This window comes from Cerasicoccus sp. TK19100 (assembly GCF_027257155.1).
Classification (GTDB): Bacteria; Verrucomicrobiota; Verrucomicrobiia; order Opitutales; family Cerasicoccaceae; genus Cerasicoccus; species Cerasicoccus fimbriatus.
Genome location: NZ_JAPWDU010000003.1, coordinates 597564 through 614816 on the forward strand (window position 1 = coordinate 597564; position 17253 = coordinate 614816).

Annotated in this window: 12 protein-coding genes; 4 read left to right on the forward strand and 8 right to left on the reverse strand. The window is 59.0% G+C overall.

Going from position 1 to position 17253, the window contains the following annotated elements; genetic code table 11:
- Positions 1-3: 3 nt before the first annotated feature.
- The gene (locus O3S85_RS09175; RefSeq protein WP_484487962.1) at positions 4-672 is read left to right on the forward strand and encodes an STM2766 family helicase-associated protein; all 669 of its coding nucleotides are present in this window, start codon (positions 4-6) and stop codon (positions 670-672) included.
- 68 nt (positions 673-740) lie between these two features.
- Here the strand turns inward: O3S85_RS09175 and rhuM are convergent, their stop codons facing one another.
- From rhuM to O3S85_RS09215, 8 genes are all read right to left on the reverse strand, one after another.
- On the reverse strand, positions 741-1142 hold the full coding sequence (gene rhuM, locus O3S85_RS09180) for a RhuM family protein (protein ID WP_269539887.1): 402 nt from the start codon (positions 1140-1142) through the stop codon (positions 741-743).
- A 9-nt stretch (positions 1143-1151) separates the two neighbouring features.
- A complete protein-coding gene (locus O3S85_RS09185; RefSeq protein WP_269539889.1) occupies positions 1152-1490 on the reverse strand; it encodes a hypothetical protein in 339 nt (112 codons plus the stop codon).
- Positions 1491-1543: 53 nt separating this feature from the next.
- A complete protein-coding gene (locus O3S85_RS09190) occupies positions 1544-2023 on the reverse strand; it encodes an REP-associated tyrosine transposase (protein ID WP_269539892.1) in 480 nt (159 codons plus the stop codon).
- Between the two features lie 268 nt (positions 2024-2291).
- Entirely contained in the window at positions 2292-3788 is a 1497-nt protein-coding gene (locus O3S85_RS09195; RefSeq protein ID WP_269539895.1) for a sodium:solute symporter family protein, read from the reverse strand.
- Positions 3785-3991 carry a hypothetical protein gene (locus O3S85_RS09200; RefSeq protein WP_269539898.1) on the reverse strand — a complete coding sequence of 69 codons (207 nt, stop codon included), beginning with the start codon at positions 3989-3991 and terminating at the stop codon, positions 3785-3787. The genes O3S85_RS09195 and O3S85_RS09200 overlap by 4 nt, the downstream gene beginning before the upstream one ends.
- 440 nt (positions 3992-4431) lie before the next feature.
- Positions 4432-5097, reverse strand: coding sequence for a zinc metallopeptidase (locus O3S85_RS09205; RefSeq protein ID WP_269539901.1), 666 nt, complete (start codon positions 5095-5097; stop codon positions 4432-4434).
- Positions 5098-5391: 294 nt separating this feature from the next.
- Positions 5392-9453, reverse strand: a complete 4062-nt coding sequence (locus O3S85_RS09210) for a PKD domain-containing protein (RefSeq protein ID WP_269539904.1) — start codon at positions 9451-9453, stop codon at positions 5392-5394.
- Between the two features lie 260 nt (positions 9454-9713).
- On the reverse strand, positions 9714-11855 hold the full coding sequence (locus tag O3S85_RS09215; RefSeq protein ID WP_269539905.1) for a M3 family metallopeptidase: 2142 nt from the start codon (positions 11853-11855) through the stop codon (positions 9714-9716).
- 151 nt (positions 11856-12006) lie between these two features.
- On the opposite strand from O3S85_RS09215, the gene O3S85_RS09220 reads away from it, so the two are divergent.
- The 3 genes from O3S85_RS09220 (at position 12007) to O3S85_RS09230 (ending at position 17209) form a co-directional block, all read left to right on the forward strand.
- Complete coding sequence (locus tag O3S85_RS09220) at positions 12007-13002, forward strand: MDR family NADPH-dependent oxidoreductase (RefSeq protein ID WP_269539907.1); 996 nt, start codon at positions 12007-12009, stop codon at positions 13000-13002.
- Positions 13003-13089: 87 nt separating this feature from the next.
- The gene (locus tag O3S85_RS09225; protein WP_269539909.1) at positions 13090-15591 is read left to right on the forward strand and encodes a DEAD/DEAH box helicase; all 2502 of its coding nucleotides are present in this window, start codon (positions 13090-13092) and stop codon (positions 15589-15591) included.
- Positions 15592-15781: 190 nt separating this feature from the next.
- Positions 15782-17209 carry a hypothetical protein gene (locus O3S85_RS09230; RefSeq protein WP_269539911.1) on the forward strand — a complete coding sequence of 476 codons (1428 nt, stop codon included), beginning with the start codon at positions 15782-15784 and terminating at the stop codon, positions 17207-17209.
- Positions 17210-17253 lie beyond the last annotated feature (44 nt).

The window sequence follows — 17253 nt, forward strand, 5'->3', positions numbered from 1 at the left end:
CAAGTGAAGCGATTCAACTTTAATTTATCGGAGATTGAAGCGAATTATCTCCAGAAGTCATCAATTAGAAGCAAGGAAACATCCATACAGTTTCTCATTGAGTCAATTAAGCTCATGGCTGTTAAGAAGCCTAGCGCGCACATTACAACCTCCTCACGCATATCATTGATCGTTTCAAATATGAGCAGGCTGTTTTTCAGTCACGGAAACAAAATAGTAAGCGTTAATATTCCATTCTACATATATCAAGGCGAAGATGGTTACTTACACTTTGAATCAAAGGCAATTGGCGAAGTAACACCATTTCTCACGTCCCTAGCGCTTTCAATTGTAAGTAGTAGTCATTTTGGGAAGTGGAACTCCATTTGGGATTACATTGATTTATTTGATCTTCATGACGATCAATCTGATACAAGAACCGAGCAATTTCTTATGGATTTCAATAATTTCTTCTTTAATTTAATGTGCACGGAAGATGGCTACTTGAGATACGATTACGATAACGACCCCGACCGAGTTGATCCAGAATATCACCCAGAGCATCACATAGACATATTTTACTCCACTAGTAATACTTTCAAGGTTGGGCTTCGTGGTGCTTTGAACTGTGAAGATGTCATATCAATATTGGACATTGAATCCAAATGCCACTTCATCCTTCCACCAAATTGAACATAGCCCGCCGGAAGGAACAACACGTGATCAAACGTAGATCTCAAACATCCGCCCCTAACCCAGCATCACTCCGGCTTCGGCCGCTGCTTCAATCCCTCTTCAATCTGCTCTAGCTCCATTAAGTCCTCGGCGTTGGCGGCGAGGACTTCTTGTTGGCGGCGGTGGGCGTCGAAGGTTTCGTAGTGGTCTTCGGCGAGTGTGCGGGCTTCCTCGGCGGTCAGGGAACCTAGGCGGTCAAGGACGGGGCGCTCGTTGAATTCGAGGAGGCGGTCGACATTGCGGTGCCAATAATCGAGGGTGAGGTCTTGGCGCTGTTTGGCGCGTAGCTCGGCCTGCTCCAGGAAGATCACTACGAGGCGGTTGAGCATATCGATCTCGTCGATGGTGAATTGGGTGGCCGCGCGTGGGGCTATTGGTGTGAAATTGACTTGGGTGCGTGGTGCGAGTTTGGGGTGAGGGCTAGTCAAATAATCTGGTCAAGTGGAGGGCGACGCTCCGTCGTCGCCGTTTTCAGATGCATGGGGCGGCGACGACGGAGCGTCGCCCTCCAGTGGGTTTTGAGATGGATGAGGCGGCGACGACGGAGCGTCGCCCTCCAGTGGGTTTTCAGATGGATGGGGCGGCGACAATGGAGCGTCGCCCTCCAGTGGGTTTTGAGATGGATGAGGCGGCGACGACGGAGCGTCGCCCTCCAGTGGGTTTTGAGATGGAGGAGGCGGCGACGACGGAGCGTCGCCCTCCAGTGGGTTTTGAGATGCATAGGGCGGCGACGACGGAGCGTCGCCCTCCAAGATAAACGGAGGGTTGTCTTCCAAGGTTGGTTGAGGGGAGGCGGCGATGATGGAGTGTTGTGCTTTAGGTGGCGCCGCTAGTCGTGCCAGAACAATACATTCAGCTCACCCTGAAATGGCCAATTTTCTGGTGAGTCGACCAAGCCATGGCGCACGGGATTGTTTCTCACATAGAGCCACTTTGCGGAATAGCTTTCGCCGGAGCGCAATTGGCGGTCCCATCCGTCCATCTGCCAGATTGGCTGATCCTCCTTGGCTGGCCATTGGCGGGATGCGGTTGATTTCCAGTAGGCGACCCATTTCTTCAGCGGAAGGTGATCGACACGCGCTGGCGAACAAAACAGATGAATGTGGTCCGGCATGATGACATAGCGTCCAACCCGCCAATGGTCAGCCTCTTGCCAGCATTGCCTTAAGCGTTCGTGAGCGGCATGGTTTGCCAGAATTGGTTTTCGCTGAGCGGTGCAGACGGTCAGGAAGATGATATTTGCCCGATTGAATTGATCATAAATGGGCTGCCGGGCTGGGCGTTTTCGATCTGGGAGAGGTTCCGCCATTGAGCGACTGAGTGTTAGGTTTTCTCATCCGATGCACAACACTATTGACCAATATTGGAGGGCGACGCTCCGTCGTCGCCGCCGTTGCTGAGCGGTGATTTTCAACGGTGATTAATCAACCAAACTAACGTTCGGCGACGACAGAGCGTCGCCCTCCAGAGGTTCAACGGCGATGACAGAGCATCGCCCTCCTCAGATGCAGCGGCGACGACGGAGCATCACACTCCAGAGGTTCAGCGGCGACGACGGAGCGTCGCCCTCCAGGGGGCTAGGTGTTCTTACTTTGCGATGCAAAGCGACTACCACCCCAGATGATGCCGAGGTTAATCAACACTGCCCAGAGGCCGGCGTGGATGCCCAGGGGTTTGGCGATGACGGCGTCGGGCCAGTAGGCGTGGCCGATGTGGAAGAACAAGACGATTGCTATGCCCGCGATGAGGCCAGCGAACACGGCGCGGCTATTTACCTTGCGGAAGTGGATGCCGCAGAGGAGGGCGGGGGCGGTTTGGGCGAGCAGCTCGACCTTGATCTGGATCAGCGCCCAGATGCTTTGGGGGAGGTTGATTGAGAGCAGCACGCAGGCGATCATGACGCCGGTGGAGATTACTTTGCCCAGCAAAGTAAGTTGCTTTTGGTCGTTGGTTTTGAGGAGGGGGCGGAAGAGGTCTTGCGTGGCCGAGGAGGCGATGGCCAGCAGCACGCTGTCGGCGGTGGACATGATGGCGGCCACGACGGCGGCGATGAACACATACACGACCCACTTGGCCGCCGGGTGCGTGGCGGCGTAGTCGTTGAGCACGAGCATGGTGATGCCCTCGCTGCCGGCTTTGTCGAGGCCGGGGTGCGCGATGTTGCCGAGCAGGCCGATCGCAACCATGAGCAGCGTCGTGACCAGCGGCATAAACACCATGACCTGCAGCGAGCGGCGGAGCACCTTGGGGCTTTTCGCGGCGTAGATGCGCTGGATGGCCTGCGGGTAAAGCGAGAAGCCGAGCGAAACAATGATCGCCGTGGAGACCCACGTCAGGCAGCCGCCGAAGTCGAGCGGCTGCCAGAAAGTCGGGCGGACTTCCTGCAGGCGCTCGGCGGCGCCGGTTAGCCCGCCGAGGTTGGAGAGCGTGGCGGTGAAAATGATTGTGCAGCCGAGGAGCAACAGGATGCCTTGCAAAACATCCGTCCACGCGACGCTGCGCAGCCCGCCGAGGGTTTCGTAGATCAGGATGATTATAGCCAGGATCACGATGCCTTGCGCGGGGGAAAGGTAGTCGCCCGCGACGACGGCCGTCATTTGGCCCATGGCCTTGAGGTTGGTGATCATGAAGTTGCCCAGCGCGACGATGCCCGAGATGGCGATGGCGGTCGTGAGCCAGCGGTGCTGATAGCGGCGTTGGATGTAGTCGCCCAGCGTGATGAAGTCGTGCTCGCGGGAGAGCTTTTGCAGCTTGGGCGCGTAGAGCAGGTAAAAGCCGATGCCGGCCATCATGAAGGGCAGGCTGACCAGGTAGGCAAAGCCGTTGCGATACGCCGCGCCGGCAAAACCGATGAGCGTGTTGCCGCTGTATTGCGTGGCGTAAAGGGTGAGCAGCAGGACGACAAAGCCCAGGCTCCGGCCGCCGAGAAAGAAGTCCCCCAGCGAGTTTTCCTTGCGGGCAAAACGGCCCGCCACACCAATCGCGATCATGATGCCCAGGTAAACCGCGATTACCGCGATGCCGCCGGGCCCGAGATTGGAGGGGGTTTCCGAAGCGGCCGCGAGGGGGATCATTGGCCGTCCTCCGTGTTGGCGCATTTATCCCAGCAGCGTGCGTAGGACACCGCTACGAACACCGCGTAACCCGCGGACATGGCAATCGTATAAACCGCCCACAGCGGCAGACCGGCAACGGTGGTTTCGCGTCCGCCCAGGAGGAAAACCCACGGGGCGGTCAGGGTAATGATGATGAGATGGCCGAGGAGATAACGGAGCATGGAAGGCAGTGTTTAAAACGGGAGAAGCGTCACGCTGACACCTTGCCGCCCATCGTGCAAAGCGATTTTCGAATGCGGGGGTGGGGACATGAAAAAGGCAACGCGCGGTGCGTTGCCTTGGGTGGTGGTGGTGTTTGAGAGAGGTTGGCAGTGAAAAAGGTAGCGCGGAGCGTCCCCGCTCCGCAAGCCACCGCTGTTTGAAATGTCAGTTCGTTGAATCGGTTTAGCGCAAGGCGCGTTGCGTGAACCTTATAATGCTTTACCTCAATCCTTGCGGACCGAGACGGTCCGCGCTACCTGAGAGTCGTCGAATAGGGCCACTCTAACGTGGCGGCTTGCCTGGAGATCGCCGCTGAGCGGGACAGGCTCCGCCCTACCTTTGGTGAGTTGGATTGGCAATTTGCACAATGTGCAAATCTATCGGTCCAGCCGGAGGCTGGTTAGTCGCGGGAGAGGGCGAAGAGGTAGAGCAAGTTGGCGAGGCTGCTGACGAAGGCGGCGACGTAGGTCATGCCGGCGGCGTTGAGCGTCTTGACCACGCCGGGCATTTCGTCTTGACCGACGATGCCGAGTTTGGCGAGTTGCACGCGGGCGCGCTTGCTGGCGTCGAACTCCACGGGCAGGGTGACGAGCTGGAACACGGTGAGCACCGCGTAGCAGAGGACACCGAGTTTGATCAGCCCAAGGGCACCGAAGAACATACCACCAAGGATCACAAACGGCAGCGCTTGCGAAGCGATGGTGGTGAGCGGGATCAGGCTCATGCGGGCCTGCAATGCTTTGTAGCCCACCTTGTGCTGAATGGCGTGGCCGGCTTCGTGTGCGGCGACGCCGACAGCGGCCAAGCTGTAGCCACGATAGTTTTCGCGGGAGAGGGCCAGGCGCTTGTTGGCCGGGTCGTAGTGGTCGGTGAGGTGTCCGGGCACTTCAACGATGTCCACGTCGTAGATGCCGGCGTTGCGCATGACGGCGTCGGCGGCTTCGCGTCCGGTGATACGGCTACGGGTTGGCACGCGCTTCCATTGGTTGTAAGCGCTGCTGACCCGGTGCTGGGCCCAGAAGCCCAGGATCATGGTTGGTACGATAAGAAGTAAAAAGAGTCCCATAGTTGTTAATTGGTTGGTAAGGGATTAGCAGGGTTGGTTCCAGCTATTCCATGGGGCAACCATTACCGGATTTAGCCTGAATGCAAGCGGCGTCGGTCGGTTTTCGATGGAACTCGTTCGGCCACTGGGCAGCGTAACGGTGGCGCAAAATGACTCAGGGATGAGACATTTTTGCGCGCAGTGATGTAGGGCTCGCGATCGCGCGATGCCATTACCGCTCAAGACGCGCCACCTCATGCGGCGTCGCGCAAGCGCGAGCCCTACATTAGGCAGAATGCTAAGAATGATTGTTCGCTAACGGATCGCGATGAGGCGCACAAACTGGACTTTGACGCCGGTGTCCGCTGCGCGGACGGTGATAGTCTCCATCCCAGCTTCCGGCGTGTCGGCCTCCACGGAGACTTGGTAATTCTCGTCCAGCGGATCGATGCTGGTCCAGCTGTCGGGAGCCAGGTCGGGCGAGACTTCGAGCATCAGTGTGACGTCGTCACGGCCAGGCTTACGCGTCATGGTGTAGAGGTAGCCCTCAGCCTCATCGAGGTAAAAGCGTGGCGCACTGGGGTGATTGGCATGGTTGACCAACGGGTCGAGACCGAGCGCGTATTTAATGATATTGGGCAGGCCGTCGCCCATCGGGTTGGCGTCATCCGCCGCGTCGCCCGTGGACTCATCCGTGCCGAAGTATTGCTGACGCCAGATGGTGATGGTCTCCGTTTCGCCCCCGGGCGTGCCGACCGTCAGGATCAACTTTGGCGGCGCAGTACTGCTGTCTGAAGCATGGAAAGTCATGTAGTAATTGGCAGTCGAGTGAAGCGCATCGGGCTTCACGGTGAGGAAAACGTATTTCTGACCCGTGGTTCCGAGCTCTTGCTGAAGCCAGGTCAGCAGCTCGCCGTCTTCGGTGGTTGCGATGCCGTTGTCGTTAACCTGGCCCGCCTGGATGGGGAACCAGTCGTCCACGAGCAGCGTACCGGGATCGGTGTAATCGGTGGCGATGGTGGTCGCGCTGTTGGCGTCCGAGCGGGCGCCATACAGATCGGCATTAGATAAGTGTCGCACCCAGCTCGCGGCTTCGCCCTCCTGCGTGAGGATTAGCTCTGCGGCTAGGATGGTGTCGCCTTCCAAATCCGGAATCCAAAATGGCATGACAATGCCCTGGCTTTCGTCACTGCCTCTGGAGCCAATGCGCACCGTAGCATTGCCGTACCACCCCGAAGTTTCGCCAGCGGAATACCATGCCTGATCCAGCGTATCGGGATTCAATTCGATGCGTAGGCCAGCCAGCGCATCGAGCACTTCGATGACATCGACCTGGGTATCGGTGTGGCTGCCGCCAGGCCCGGTTGCGGTGAGCGCAACGGTGTAGTTGCCCGCAGTGTCGTAGGTGTGGGTGACCGAAGTTTCGGTGGTGGCGAGGGTATTGCCATCGCCAAAGTCCCACGAACGGCTGGAAATCGCGCCGGTGGATTCATCGGTGAAGGTGACCTCCAGCGGCTGTCGGCCTGACACCGGAAATGCGGTAAACGACGCCACGGGAGCCGGAGGCGGAGGCGGCGGGGGCGGCGGGTCAAAGCCTTCGGTCCCGGCCGTTTGGATGATCAGCTTGGGCCGCACGGAAGACGTGGCATGCCGGTTCATCACGCGCGCCCAGTTTTGCCAGGAAACCGAGGTCTCGGAGTGCAGGCGCACGGTCATGAGCTTGCTGGGATCGTTAAGCAGGATTTCGTAAACCATGTAGGACACATCGATGGTCACGGTGCCGCCCGGCACGGGGAACTGGTCCGCCGCTTCACTGGGGATCGCCTCGTTGATGTCCGGCATCGTGTCATAGGTGATGGTGGTTTCATCCCAATCGTCGTCGCTGTTCACGCCCAGCGCCGCTTCGATCACCACATTGCTGCCGGTGACGTTGGAGTCGTCGATGCTCAGCACGAGCTTGGCGCTGACGAAGTTGACGTTTTGCTCCACGGACGAGAGGTCAAAGCGCAAGTAGCCCATATAGCCATCAGCGACATGGAGAGCCGGTTCGTATGAGCGGGAGGTGTAGCTGGTGCTGTTCTCGCGGACATATGCGCTGGCCTCCGCCTCGACGACTTGCACATCGAGCCCGACCACAGTCAGGCTAAAAGATTCCTGCGCGCTTTCGCCCAGCGCGTCCGTCGCTTCCACGGTAAAGTCGAAGTCGCCGATCTCGGTTGGCTTGCCGCTGAGCACGCCGCGCGTTGACAGGGTGAGCCCGGCGGGGAGGCTGCCGCTAACGACTTGCCAGGTGTAGAGCGGGTTGCCGCCAGTGGCTTCGAGGGCGGCGTAGTAGTCGGTGTCCCAGTTTGCCTCGGGCAGGATGGCAGCCGTTACGACGACGTCGGCAAGCGTCGCGTCGAGGTCGATGCTTTGCTCAGCGGCCAGGCTGGAGTTGTAATACGTGCCGCCGCCGCTTGCTTCCAGGCGAACTGCCTTCACCTGATAATACCACGCGCCGCTTGAGACGGAGTCGTCCACATAGCTGGTTCCGGCGATGGGCGCGGTGGTTAAACGCGTGAAGGGGCCATCCGCGCTAGCGGAACGGTAAACATGATAACCGATAACCTGCGGCTCGCCAGCGGGCGCGGTGGACGCACTCCACGAAAGCGTTGGGTTCGACGAACCGGTGACTTGCAAATCCGTGGGCGGTGGAAACATGAACAAGCGCAAGGCCGGGTCGCCCATGTGGTTCATGAACATCGGCGAATTGGCATTGTTGTAGATGGTGCCACTTGCCCGGTTGCTCATGCTGGCGCGCATCATGTCGCCCGCATTGCCGCCCATGCCGAAGCGGTGATAGAGGAAGTTGACGTCCCAATTGAAAAGGGCGATGGACCACGTGTAGCTGAGGGTGAAGTTGTCCTCTGCGAGGCGACTGGACATGGCGTTTTGGCTACTCGTCACTGTGGACTCAAACCAATAGCCCCAGTGGCTCTGCATGCCGGTCCAGAAGACTGCCTGGCTGCCATTGCTGATCCCGGGGCCACCGTTGCCCTTGAAGTAGAATAGGTAAGGATTGCCCTGGGCGGTGTAGGCAGCGTCGGCGTCCAGATTGTCCGGGACGTTGGGCAGCTCGCTGGAACGCGTGAAGTCCATATTCTCCATGCCGACGACGCCAGGCATGGAGCCCATGAATTCATGCGCCAAGGCGCCAAAGCCGGAGCGGTGAACAGCGCGGCGCCCCGGGCGGAAGTCGGGGCTCGCCGTCTTGTAGCGGTGCAGCTTGTTGAAGTAGTTGCGCAGCGAGGCATACTCGGCGCCGATCTGGTTGGAGAAGTCGATGCGGCCAAAGCCGAGCTCGAGGTTTTTATTGGGGCCGCCGACCTGGCTCATCTGGTCAGGGTCGAACTTATTGTCTCCGGGCACATTGATTCTTCCCTGGCTGATGGCGGTGCTCAGGCTGCTGCTGTAGGAGCTAAGATTGCTGCCGGTATCGGTCCAAACGCCGTCCATGTCCGCATAGTAGGCGTCGGCGCCAGCGGAGTGCCGGTTGCCGTGACCATCGGGGCCGATGTACCCGACGCCGCTGCGCGCGACCGCGACTTTACCCACGATGGACACGTTTTTCACTTCGCCCGGGTGGTCATTGTAAATCTGGATAATCTGGTTGCGAATATTGATGTGCTCGTCCGGGTAAGGCGCGCCAGGGACGCCATTGGCGTCGTTGGGGCCGGTGCCGTTGGAGGTGTAGTCGGCGGCGCGCGGTGTGGTGATTTCGTGCACCAGCCAACCATCGCGTTTGAGGTCTTCCTTGTATTGGCCGTATTCCTCGGGCAGCTCGGTTAACACGTCTTCGGCGACCACGATCACGATGCGCCCCTTGGCGTCGGTGCGGTCCACGTTGATGCCGGCAATCACGTTGCCATGGGCATACTTCAGGTAAAGGCTTACGTTGTCATCGACGATTTCAGTGGGATAGACGCCGTATTCGTAGGCCACGCCGGGCGTTACATTGCTGTCCGTCCAAGTGGTGACTGTATCGCCGATGGTCACGGAGCCAATCGCGGCGCCCCAGCTCAATGCGTCAGGATCTTTGCGAAAAATGTCGTAGGTTCCGCTGAGGTCGGTGTCATAAACACTGGAGCTGCCGAACCCGGGCGATGAGTCCGGCGATGAATAAAACTTGAGCGTAATTTCCGCCGGGTCTTCGCTGACCACGGCCTCCATCGGCACCGTGATTACTCGGCTGGGTTCGTACTGCGTGCCGAAGTGGTTGGCGGGCGGCGTCCAGTCGCCCGTGCCCGGATAGTTCCACAGTGCATGTGCGACGGGGGCTAGGATTAGGGATAAAGTTAGGCTGCTCCAAAGCAGACCGAAGGCTCGCTTACGATTCATCAAAGGGTGGGGTTGTTGGGCGTTGCGGCGTGTCGTAGGTTTTTCTCGCCGACAAGGATTACATGGATAAGAGGCACAACCTAAATTGTTATTCCTGCCAAGGCAAGCCTTTGATTGAGGTCTTTTGTCACGGACATAGCCTGCGGTGTCAACCCGCTGGACATGGGTAAGCACGGGCAAAGGTTGCGGGCAGGGTGATACGCCACCACATGCCGAACCATGCAGTCACCGAATGGGTGGAGACTGTCGACTGGGTGCCGCTACACCTCTTGCAGCAGGCCAGCGCGTCGGAGGAGGGCGTCGGAGTCCGGGTCGCGTCCCATGAAGTCGCGGAAGAGTTTTTCGGGTGGTTCGCTGTCGCCCTTGGAGAGGATGCAATCGCGGAAGGCGCGGCCGGTTTCGCGGTTGAGCACGCCTTCTTCTTTAAAGCGCGTGAAGCAATCGGCCTCCAGCACCTCGGCCCATTTGTAGGAATAGTAGCCGCAGGCGTAGCCGGTGGGTCCGGAGAACAGGTGGCCAAAGCGGCGCACGATGGAGGGCGGCTTGGTGGCGTATTGCGCGGAGTAGCCGTCGAGGATTTCATCGATCAGCGCATCGAGGTCGCGGTCGGCGGCGTCGTTGGCGTGATTGATATGGAGGTCCAGGTCGAGCTTGCCAAAGGAGAGTTGGCGCATGGTAGCGTTGCCCTGCATGTAGTTGCGCGCGGCGAGCATCTTGGCGAACAGGTCGTCAGGGATGGTCTCGTCGTTGGCGTAATGTCGGGCGAAGAGGTCGAGTGCCTCGCGTTCCCAGCACCAGTTTTCCATGATCTGTGAGGGCAGTTCGACGAAGTCCCAGGCGACGTTGGTGCCGTTGAGTGAGCGGATTTCCACCTTGCCGAGCAGGTGGTGGAGCAGGTGGCCGAACTCGTGGAAAATAGTCTCCACCTCGCGGTGCGTCATGAGCGCGGGCTTATTTCCGGTGGGCTTGGTCATGTTGCCCGCCATGAGGCCGAGATGCGGGCGGAAGCCCTTCTTGGTCGGGCCGCCAGTGCGCAGGGCGTTCATCCAGGCACCGGCGCGCTTGCTCTCGCGGGGGAACCAGTCGGCGTAGAAGGAGCCGAGGTGCGTCTCGTCCTCATCGAGCAGGTCGTAGAAGCGCACGTCAGGGTGCCAGACTTCGATTGGGTCGAGGTCGCCGGGCTCGTCGGCGTGCTTTTCTTCGCCGGTTTTGGGGTCGCGGTAGAAGGTGCTACGTTTGACAATGCTCACGCCGAAGAGGCGCTCGGTCAGCGCGAAGAGGCCGTCGATCACGTGGTGAATCGGGAAGTAGGGGCGCAGCTCTTCTTCGTCAAAAGAGAACTCGGCCTGGCGACGCTTTTCAGCCCAGTAAGTAGTGTCCCACGGTTCCATTAGCTCGTCGGGCGCGCTGCCGGTTTGGCCGGACTTAAAGACGCGCAGTTCAGCCATCTCTTCGCGGAAGGGGGCCTCTACTTTGTCATGCAAAGTTTCAATGAACTCCAGTGCGGCCTTTCCGTTTTTAACCATGCGCTGGGCCAGGGTCAGTTCGGCAAAGTCCTTGCGGTCGAGCAGCTCGGCTTTGCGCTGGCGGAGCTTTAAAATCTTGCCGATCAGCGGCGTGTTGTCGTGGCCTTCGGTGTGGCCGATCTTGCTGCTGGCCTCCCATACTTTGCGACGCAAAGCTTCGTTACTGCAATACTGCATAACGGGCAGGTAGGACGGCATGTGCAGGGTGATACGCCATTTCGGCGAGGCTTCATCGCCATGGCCCTTGGCGGCGGCGTCTTCCTTCATCGCCTCTTTGGCGCTTTCGGGGATGCCGGTCAGCTCGGCCTCGTCGTCCACGATCAGCTCCCACGCGTTGGTGGAGTCCAGGACGTTCTCGGAATACTTTTGCGTGAGCTGGGAGAGCTCGGTGGAGAGCTTTTCAAACTCCTCGCGGCGGTCGTTGTGAAGATCCGCGCCGTGGTCCTTAAAGCTGCGCAGGGTGTCCTCAACGAGGCGCTGATGGACGGGCGGCATTTGTTTAATCTCTGGCTTTTCGGCGACGGTCTTGATCACCTGCCACAGCTTTTCGTTGAGGTAGATGCGGGTGGAGAACTCGGTGACCTTCGGCAGCATGGCGTTGTAGGCCTTGCGGATTTCCGGCCCCTCGCAAACGGAGGAAAGGTGGTCGGCGTAGCCCCAGGCGCGGTAAAGCTCCTCCACGGCATCTTCGAGCGCGAGAATGGTCGACTCATACGTGGCGGCCTCGGAGTCCTGGCTGGCAATGGCGTCTACATTTTGCTGCGCCTTGGACATGGCCAAGGTGATGTCGGCCTCAATCGCGGCCGGTTCGAGGCTGCTCCAAGCAACGTGGAAAGACGGGTCAAGAAAGGGGTGCGGCTGTGGTTCTTCGCTCATTCCCTACTGATCGCCGAGAGCGGGCGTAAAGTCAATTGCCTATGCGGGTTGAGGAGTTGAGGAGCTTCTGGTCGGATTCAATGTTCATTATAGCTGCTGGCTAATGCAAAATGCCCTTTGCGTTTTGGGTGACCTTGGATTCATTGAATGTATGGAAATCCAAGCCCTGCGATATCATGAGCACGGCGCGCCTGGCGACGTGCTGAAACTGGAAACGATCGACTGCGCTCAGCCTGGCCAAGGCGAGGCTTTGGTGGCGCTGCGTGCGGCGGTGCTGCATCCGTCGGACCTCGGTATCATCGGCGGAAGCTATGGCAAGCTACGTGAGCTGCCTGGTGTGGCGGGCCGTGAAGGCGTGGGCGAAGTGCTGGCCGTAGGCGAGGGCGTGGCGCGCCTCAGCATGGGCGACCTAGTCCGCATGCCGGAGGAAAGCGTGCTCGTGGACGCCGTGTGTGCCGACGCGGATGCCTTTGAGAAAGCGCCGCGAGACCTGGCTCCGGAGCTGGCAGCCATGGCGTTTATCAATCCGCCGACGGCGTATCGCTTGCTCAAGGATTTCGTGGACCTCAAGGCTGGCGACTGGGTTATTCAAAACGCGGCAAACTCCGCCGTTGGCCAGTGTGTGATCGGCTTGGCCAGGCACCTGGGCGTGCACACGATCAACCTGGTGCGCGACGTCGCCAAGTGGGAGGCCCCGCTCAAGGAGATGGGGGCCGACGTCGTCCTGGCCGATGGCGATGAATTTTACAAGCAGATCGAAGACGCTACCGGCGGCGAGAAGCCGGTGTTGGGCCTTAACTCAATTGGCGGTGAGAGCGTCATCAAAATGATTCGCTCCGTGGCGGACGAAGGTGTGGTCGTCACCTTTGGTGGCATGGTGGGCGACAAGGTGCGCTTCCCGACACGCAACCTGATCTTTAATGACGTTTGCCTGCGCGGTTTCTGGATGGATAAATGGAGCCGCAAGGCGAGCGCGGATCAGCGCGGCGCGATGCAGCACGAAGTCAACGAGCTAATGCGCCAGGGCGTCTTCCAGATGAGTATCGCCGGCAAGTATTCGCTGGCCGACGGCGTGGCTGCTTTTGAGGCTGCGCAAGCCGGTGGTCGCGATGGCAAGGTAATCATCACCGGGGACTTCACGCTGTAGTTCCGGAGCGTTCGCTGCCGTTTTAAACACCGTGTAAATCACTTTTCTGATTGGCATGCGCGCGTTCTTCGTCATCCAAGGCATGGCATGACGCAAGGGCCTTCGCTGAACAGCATTGACGTATCCCCGGACGGGGCGCCGCTGCATTGGCGTCTGCTGCTGCCGCCTAACCTGCCGCAGTGCGCGCCCAAGGACCGCATCCCGGTGAAGCTGGAGGCGGAAACCGGCGGCGAAATTTACCCGCCTGAGCGTTTGCCGAAGCAGCCGTATTGGCCGGAGCCGCCGCATTTACTGGCGGCGATGCTCGTCGAGAGTTGGGCCAACGGCAAGGCACCGAGCATGATGCAGCTTACGCGCGACCAGTTGAGCCAGCTGCTGCAACCGCTGACCGGCGAGCCGTCGGTCTTTTCCTTTCGCAATCCCAAAGAGCCGATGCCCTGGGTCGATGGAAAACTGCCCGACGTGCACCCGCATTTGGTAGTCGAGGCCAAGGCACCGCCCAAGAAGGACACGCCCAAGCCAATGCCGCTGGCACCAGAGAAAAGCCGCCGCGAGATGGAGCGCGATTTGACGCCGATGGTTGTCGATGGCTCTACGAATTATTTGGCCATTACGCTGCCCTCGCGCGAAAGTATTGTTTACGACGAAGCCCTGGAATTGCTCAAAAGCCACAGCTTCAAACTGGAGCCCAGTAACCGCAAATGGTGGCTGCGCGACCGGCACAAGACCCTGCAATTTCTGGCCGAACACTGGGACCGTTTAAAGAATCACTACCGCGCGAAGTTCACGCCGGCTTTCCGCAAATACACGAAGAAGCTCAAGCCGCTCGAAGCACGCATTCATCTGCGCAAAGATGGCGACGATTTCGTGGCCGACGCCGAGCTGGCCGCGCCGGGTATCGAGGCTGGGCAGATCGCGCAGGCGCTCAATAAAGGCCAGCCATACCTGGAGACGCACAAGGGCGTGTTCCTGCTTGATCATGGTAAGCTGAACACGATGCAGGAGGCGCAGCGCCGCCTGACGGGTGATGCGGATCGCCTGCTCACGCCACGCGTCACGAAGCGCATCACGACGGTCGAGGCCGCCGCGGTGAACCAGCAACTGGAGGCGTTGGACCTCGCCATCGAAGCGCCCGAGGAGTGGAAGCGCCGCAGCGGTGCGCTCAGTGATCTTTCCGCGCTGCAACCCCCGCCTGCGCCCGAGGCATTGCTCAAAATGCTGCGGCCGTATCAGGCGCTCGGCGCAGCGTGGCTCTGGCATTTGTATAATAACGACCTGGGCGGTATCCTGGCCGACGAAATGGGCCTGGGTAAAACCGTGCAGGCGCTAACGGTGCTTTCCGCGATTCATCAGGAAACGCAGAAGCCATGCCTGGTGGTTTGCCCGGCGGGTCTGGTGGAGAACTGGCGCCGCGAAGCCAAGAAGTTCGCGCCGGACTTAAAAGTATTTGCGCACCACCGTGCGTCGCGTTTGGAGTCGGCGGAGCACGCGCTGCAATACGGCTTGGTGGTCACGTCTTACAACACCTTGGCGCGCGATGAGGAAATTTTCCATACCGCGCCGTTTGCCGCGGTCGTGGGGGATGAAGCGCAGCACGTGAAGAACCGCCAAACGCAAAACGCGAAAGCGCTGCGCGGCGTGCTGGCCAAGCGCCGCTTCTTGCTGACGGGCACGCCCGTGGAGAATTCGCTCGATGACCTCGCGGCCTTGTTTGAGTTCGTGCTCCCGGGCTACGTGCAACCGCCGCCAGCCGGTGCTTCGCGGGAAGAGCGCGAATGGCACGGCATGCGGATTAAGGACCGCGCGGCGCAATACATTTTGCGTCGTTCCAAGCGCGAGGTCGCACCCGAGTTGCCGGAGAAAATTGAGCAAGTATTCTATTGTGAGTTCAGTGACGAACAGGAAGCTTTGTATCGCAAAGTTGAGGAGTCGGCGCGCCGCGAAGTCTTTGAGCTGGAGATGGCGAACGCCTCGGAGGGTAAGCTCCGTGTGGCCGCCTTTAAGCAACTGCTGCGCATGCGCCAAGCGTGTATCGACCCGCGACTCGTGGAGAAAGAAGCCGCCGATGCAATCGCATCGACAAAGCTCGACGCCTTCCGCGAACTGCTAGAAGAATCGATCGACGGCGGTCACCGCATGTTGGTGTTCTCGCAGTTTACCTCGGCACTGGCGCTACTGAAAGACGAGCTAGAAGCGCAGAAAATGCCGTATCTTTACCTCGATGGCTCGACGCCGAATCGCGCCGCACTCTGTGAGCAGTTTAACGAAGACGACTCGATCCCGGTGTTCCTGATCTCGCTGAAAGCGGGTGGCACGGGCTTGAATTTAACCGGCGCAGATACCGTGGTGCATTACGACCCATGGTGGAACCCGGCCGTCGAGGCGCAGGCAACCGACCGTGCGCACCGCATTGGCCAGTCGCGCACGGTGACGAGCTATAAGCTGATCGTGAGCAACTCCGTAGAAGAGCGTGTGCTCTCCATGCAGCGCCAGAAGGCGGCGCTGCTCAAAGACCTGTTTGAGGCCAGTGAAGCGGCCAATGCCAAGATCGGCTTTGCCGATATGAAGGCACTGATGGGCGAAGAGTAGCTTTGTGACGCATCGGTGGAGGTGGGTCGCTCACGCAGTTTTGATATCGGGTGAATCCGTCATGCGACTGGGTTTTATACCGCAGATGAGTAAATGCGATTGAACCCGGTCCTGTAAAATATATGTTAGCACATTACTACCGCGATGGTTCATCCATCATTGATTCTTACACTACTGTCTGGAGGTTTCCATGTTCACACGCTCTCTTTTATGCGTATCGCTCATCTGTTCTAGTGCTGCTGTTGCACAAAATACCTACGTAGAAACTTTTGAAGACCCGTCTTTTGACGCTTCGGTTTCGAACCCGAGTTGGAACAATTACGGAGGCACTATTACTCGGCAGACGGGCACGGTAAACGGTGTCTCGGCCAGCAGCGGCACTGCGTTTGGTCTGGTGCTGGATCCGGCGAACGATGGTGGTGTCTTCAGCCGGCTTGGTGGTTCGCAAACCGACTTTATGGACGGCTTCACGGTCTCACAGGATTTCTACGTGGACATGTCAGATCCGTTGATCAATAGCGGTAATTTTGGTGACTACTCCTACGATTTGACCACCGCGACCAACGACACTTCGGAGGCCTACCAGCGCGATTTCTTTTTCAACGTGGCCAGCAGTGGCACGGGCGAAGTATGGGTGACGACGACGAACCAAACCTTCTTCGGGCCCTCGCCGGTAGACCGCTTTGACGACCGCGCAGTCATCAATTCATCGGGCTGGTACACGATGGAATGGCAGTTCACGAGTAATGGCTCCAATGCGGCGCTAAACTCCATCATCCGCAACAGCGCGGGCAATTCAATATGGGCCTCGCAGGAGGTTAGCCCATTCCCCATTGCCACGACGGGCGGCCACCGCTACCTCTGGAATACCTTTGAAGACACGACCAACGGCCTCGCCTTGGACAGCTCTTTCTCGGAGGGAGTGGATATCATTACGCTGACCCCTTCTACCGTCGAGATCGTCGACGGCGGGAACGAAATTGGAAATCAGCTTTTCCTTATCGACGGCGCGCAGACCTCGGATGCGGTGTCGGTCGAGAATGTGATGGGCGGGCAAACGACCCTCAAGCTCAACCCCGGTGCTGTGGTCACATCGGACGTCACGGTTAACGCAAATGGAATTTTGGCGGGCACGGGTGGCATCATCGGTAGTGTGGCTATCCACGTGGACGCGATTCATGCGCCGGGCAGCTCACCCGGAGTGCAGACAATCACTGGAAGCTACGACAATGACGGCTCATTGGAAATCGAAGTGGCAGGCCCCAACGGTGCCACCGGCACTTTCGCAAACCCGGTGTCCGGCGATTATGATCAGCTTTTTATAGATGGCGATGTGGAGATCACCGGAGACATCATTGCGATGCAGTTCGGCGGTTATGATTTCAGCATCAATGACCGGCTGGCCATTGTCTTGGCAACTGGCGAAATTACCTTTACCGGAAACGCCGACCTGTCTTCGCTGACGGGGTTGGCGAATGCACAAATCATCTTGGGCACCGAGGAGTTCGACGGGCAAACCTACAATGCATTGCTTATCATTCCCGAGCCGCGTGATTACGCGCTGTTGGCTTCGCTCGGTGTGCTGGGGGTGGTGTTCGTCGCCCGTCGCCGTAAGTAAGTCGCGGCTGGCGGCGATACTTTGCATCGCAAAGTTAGCATGCC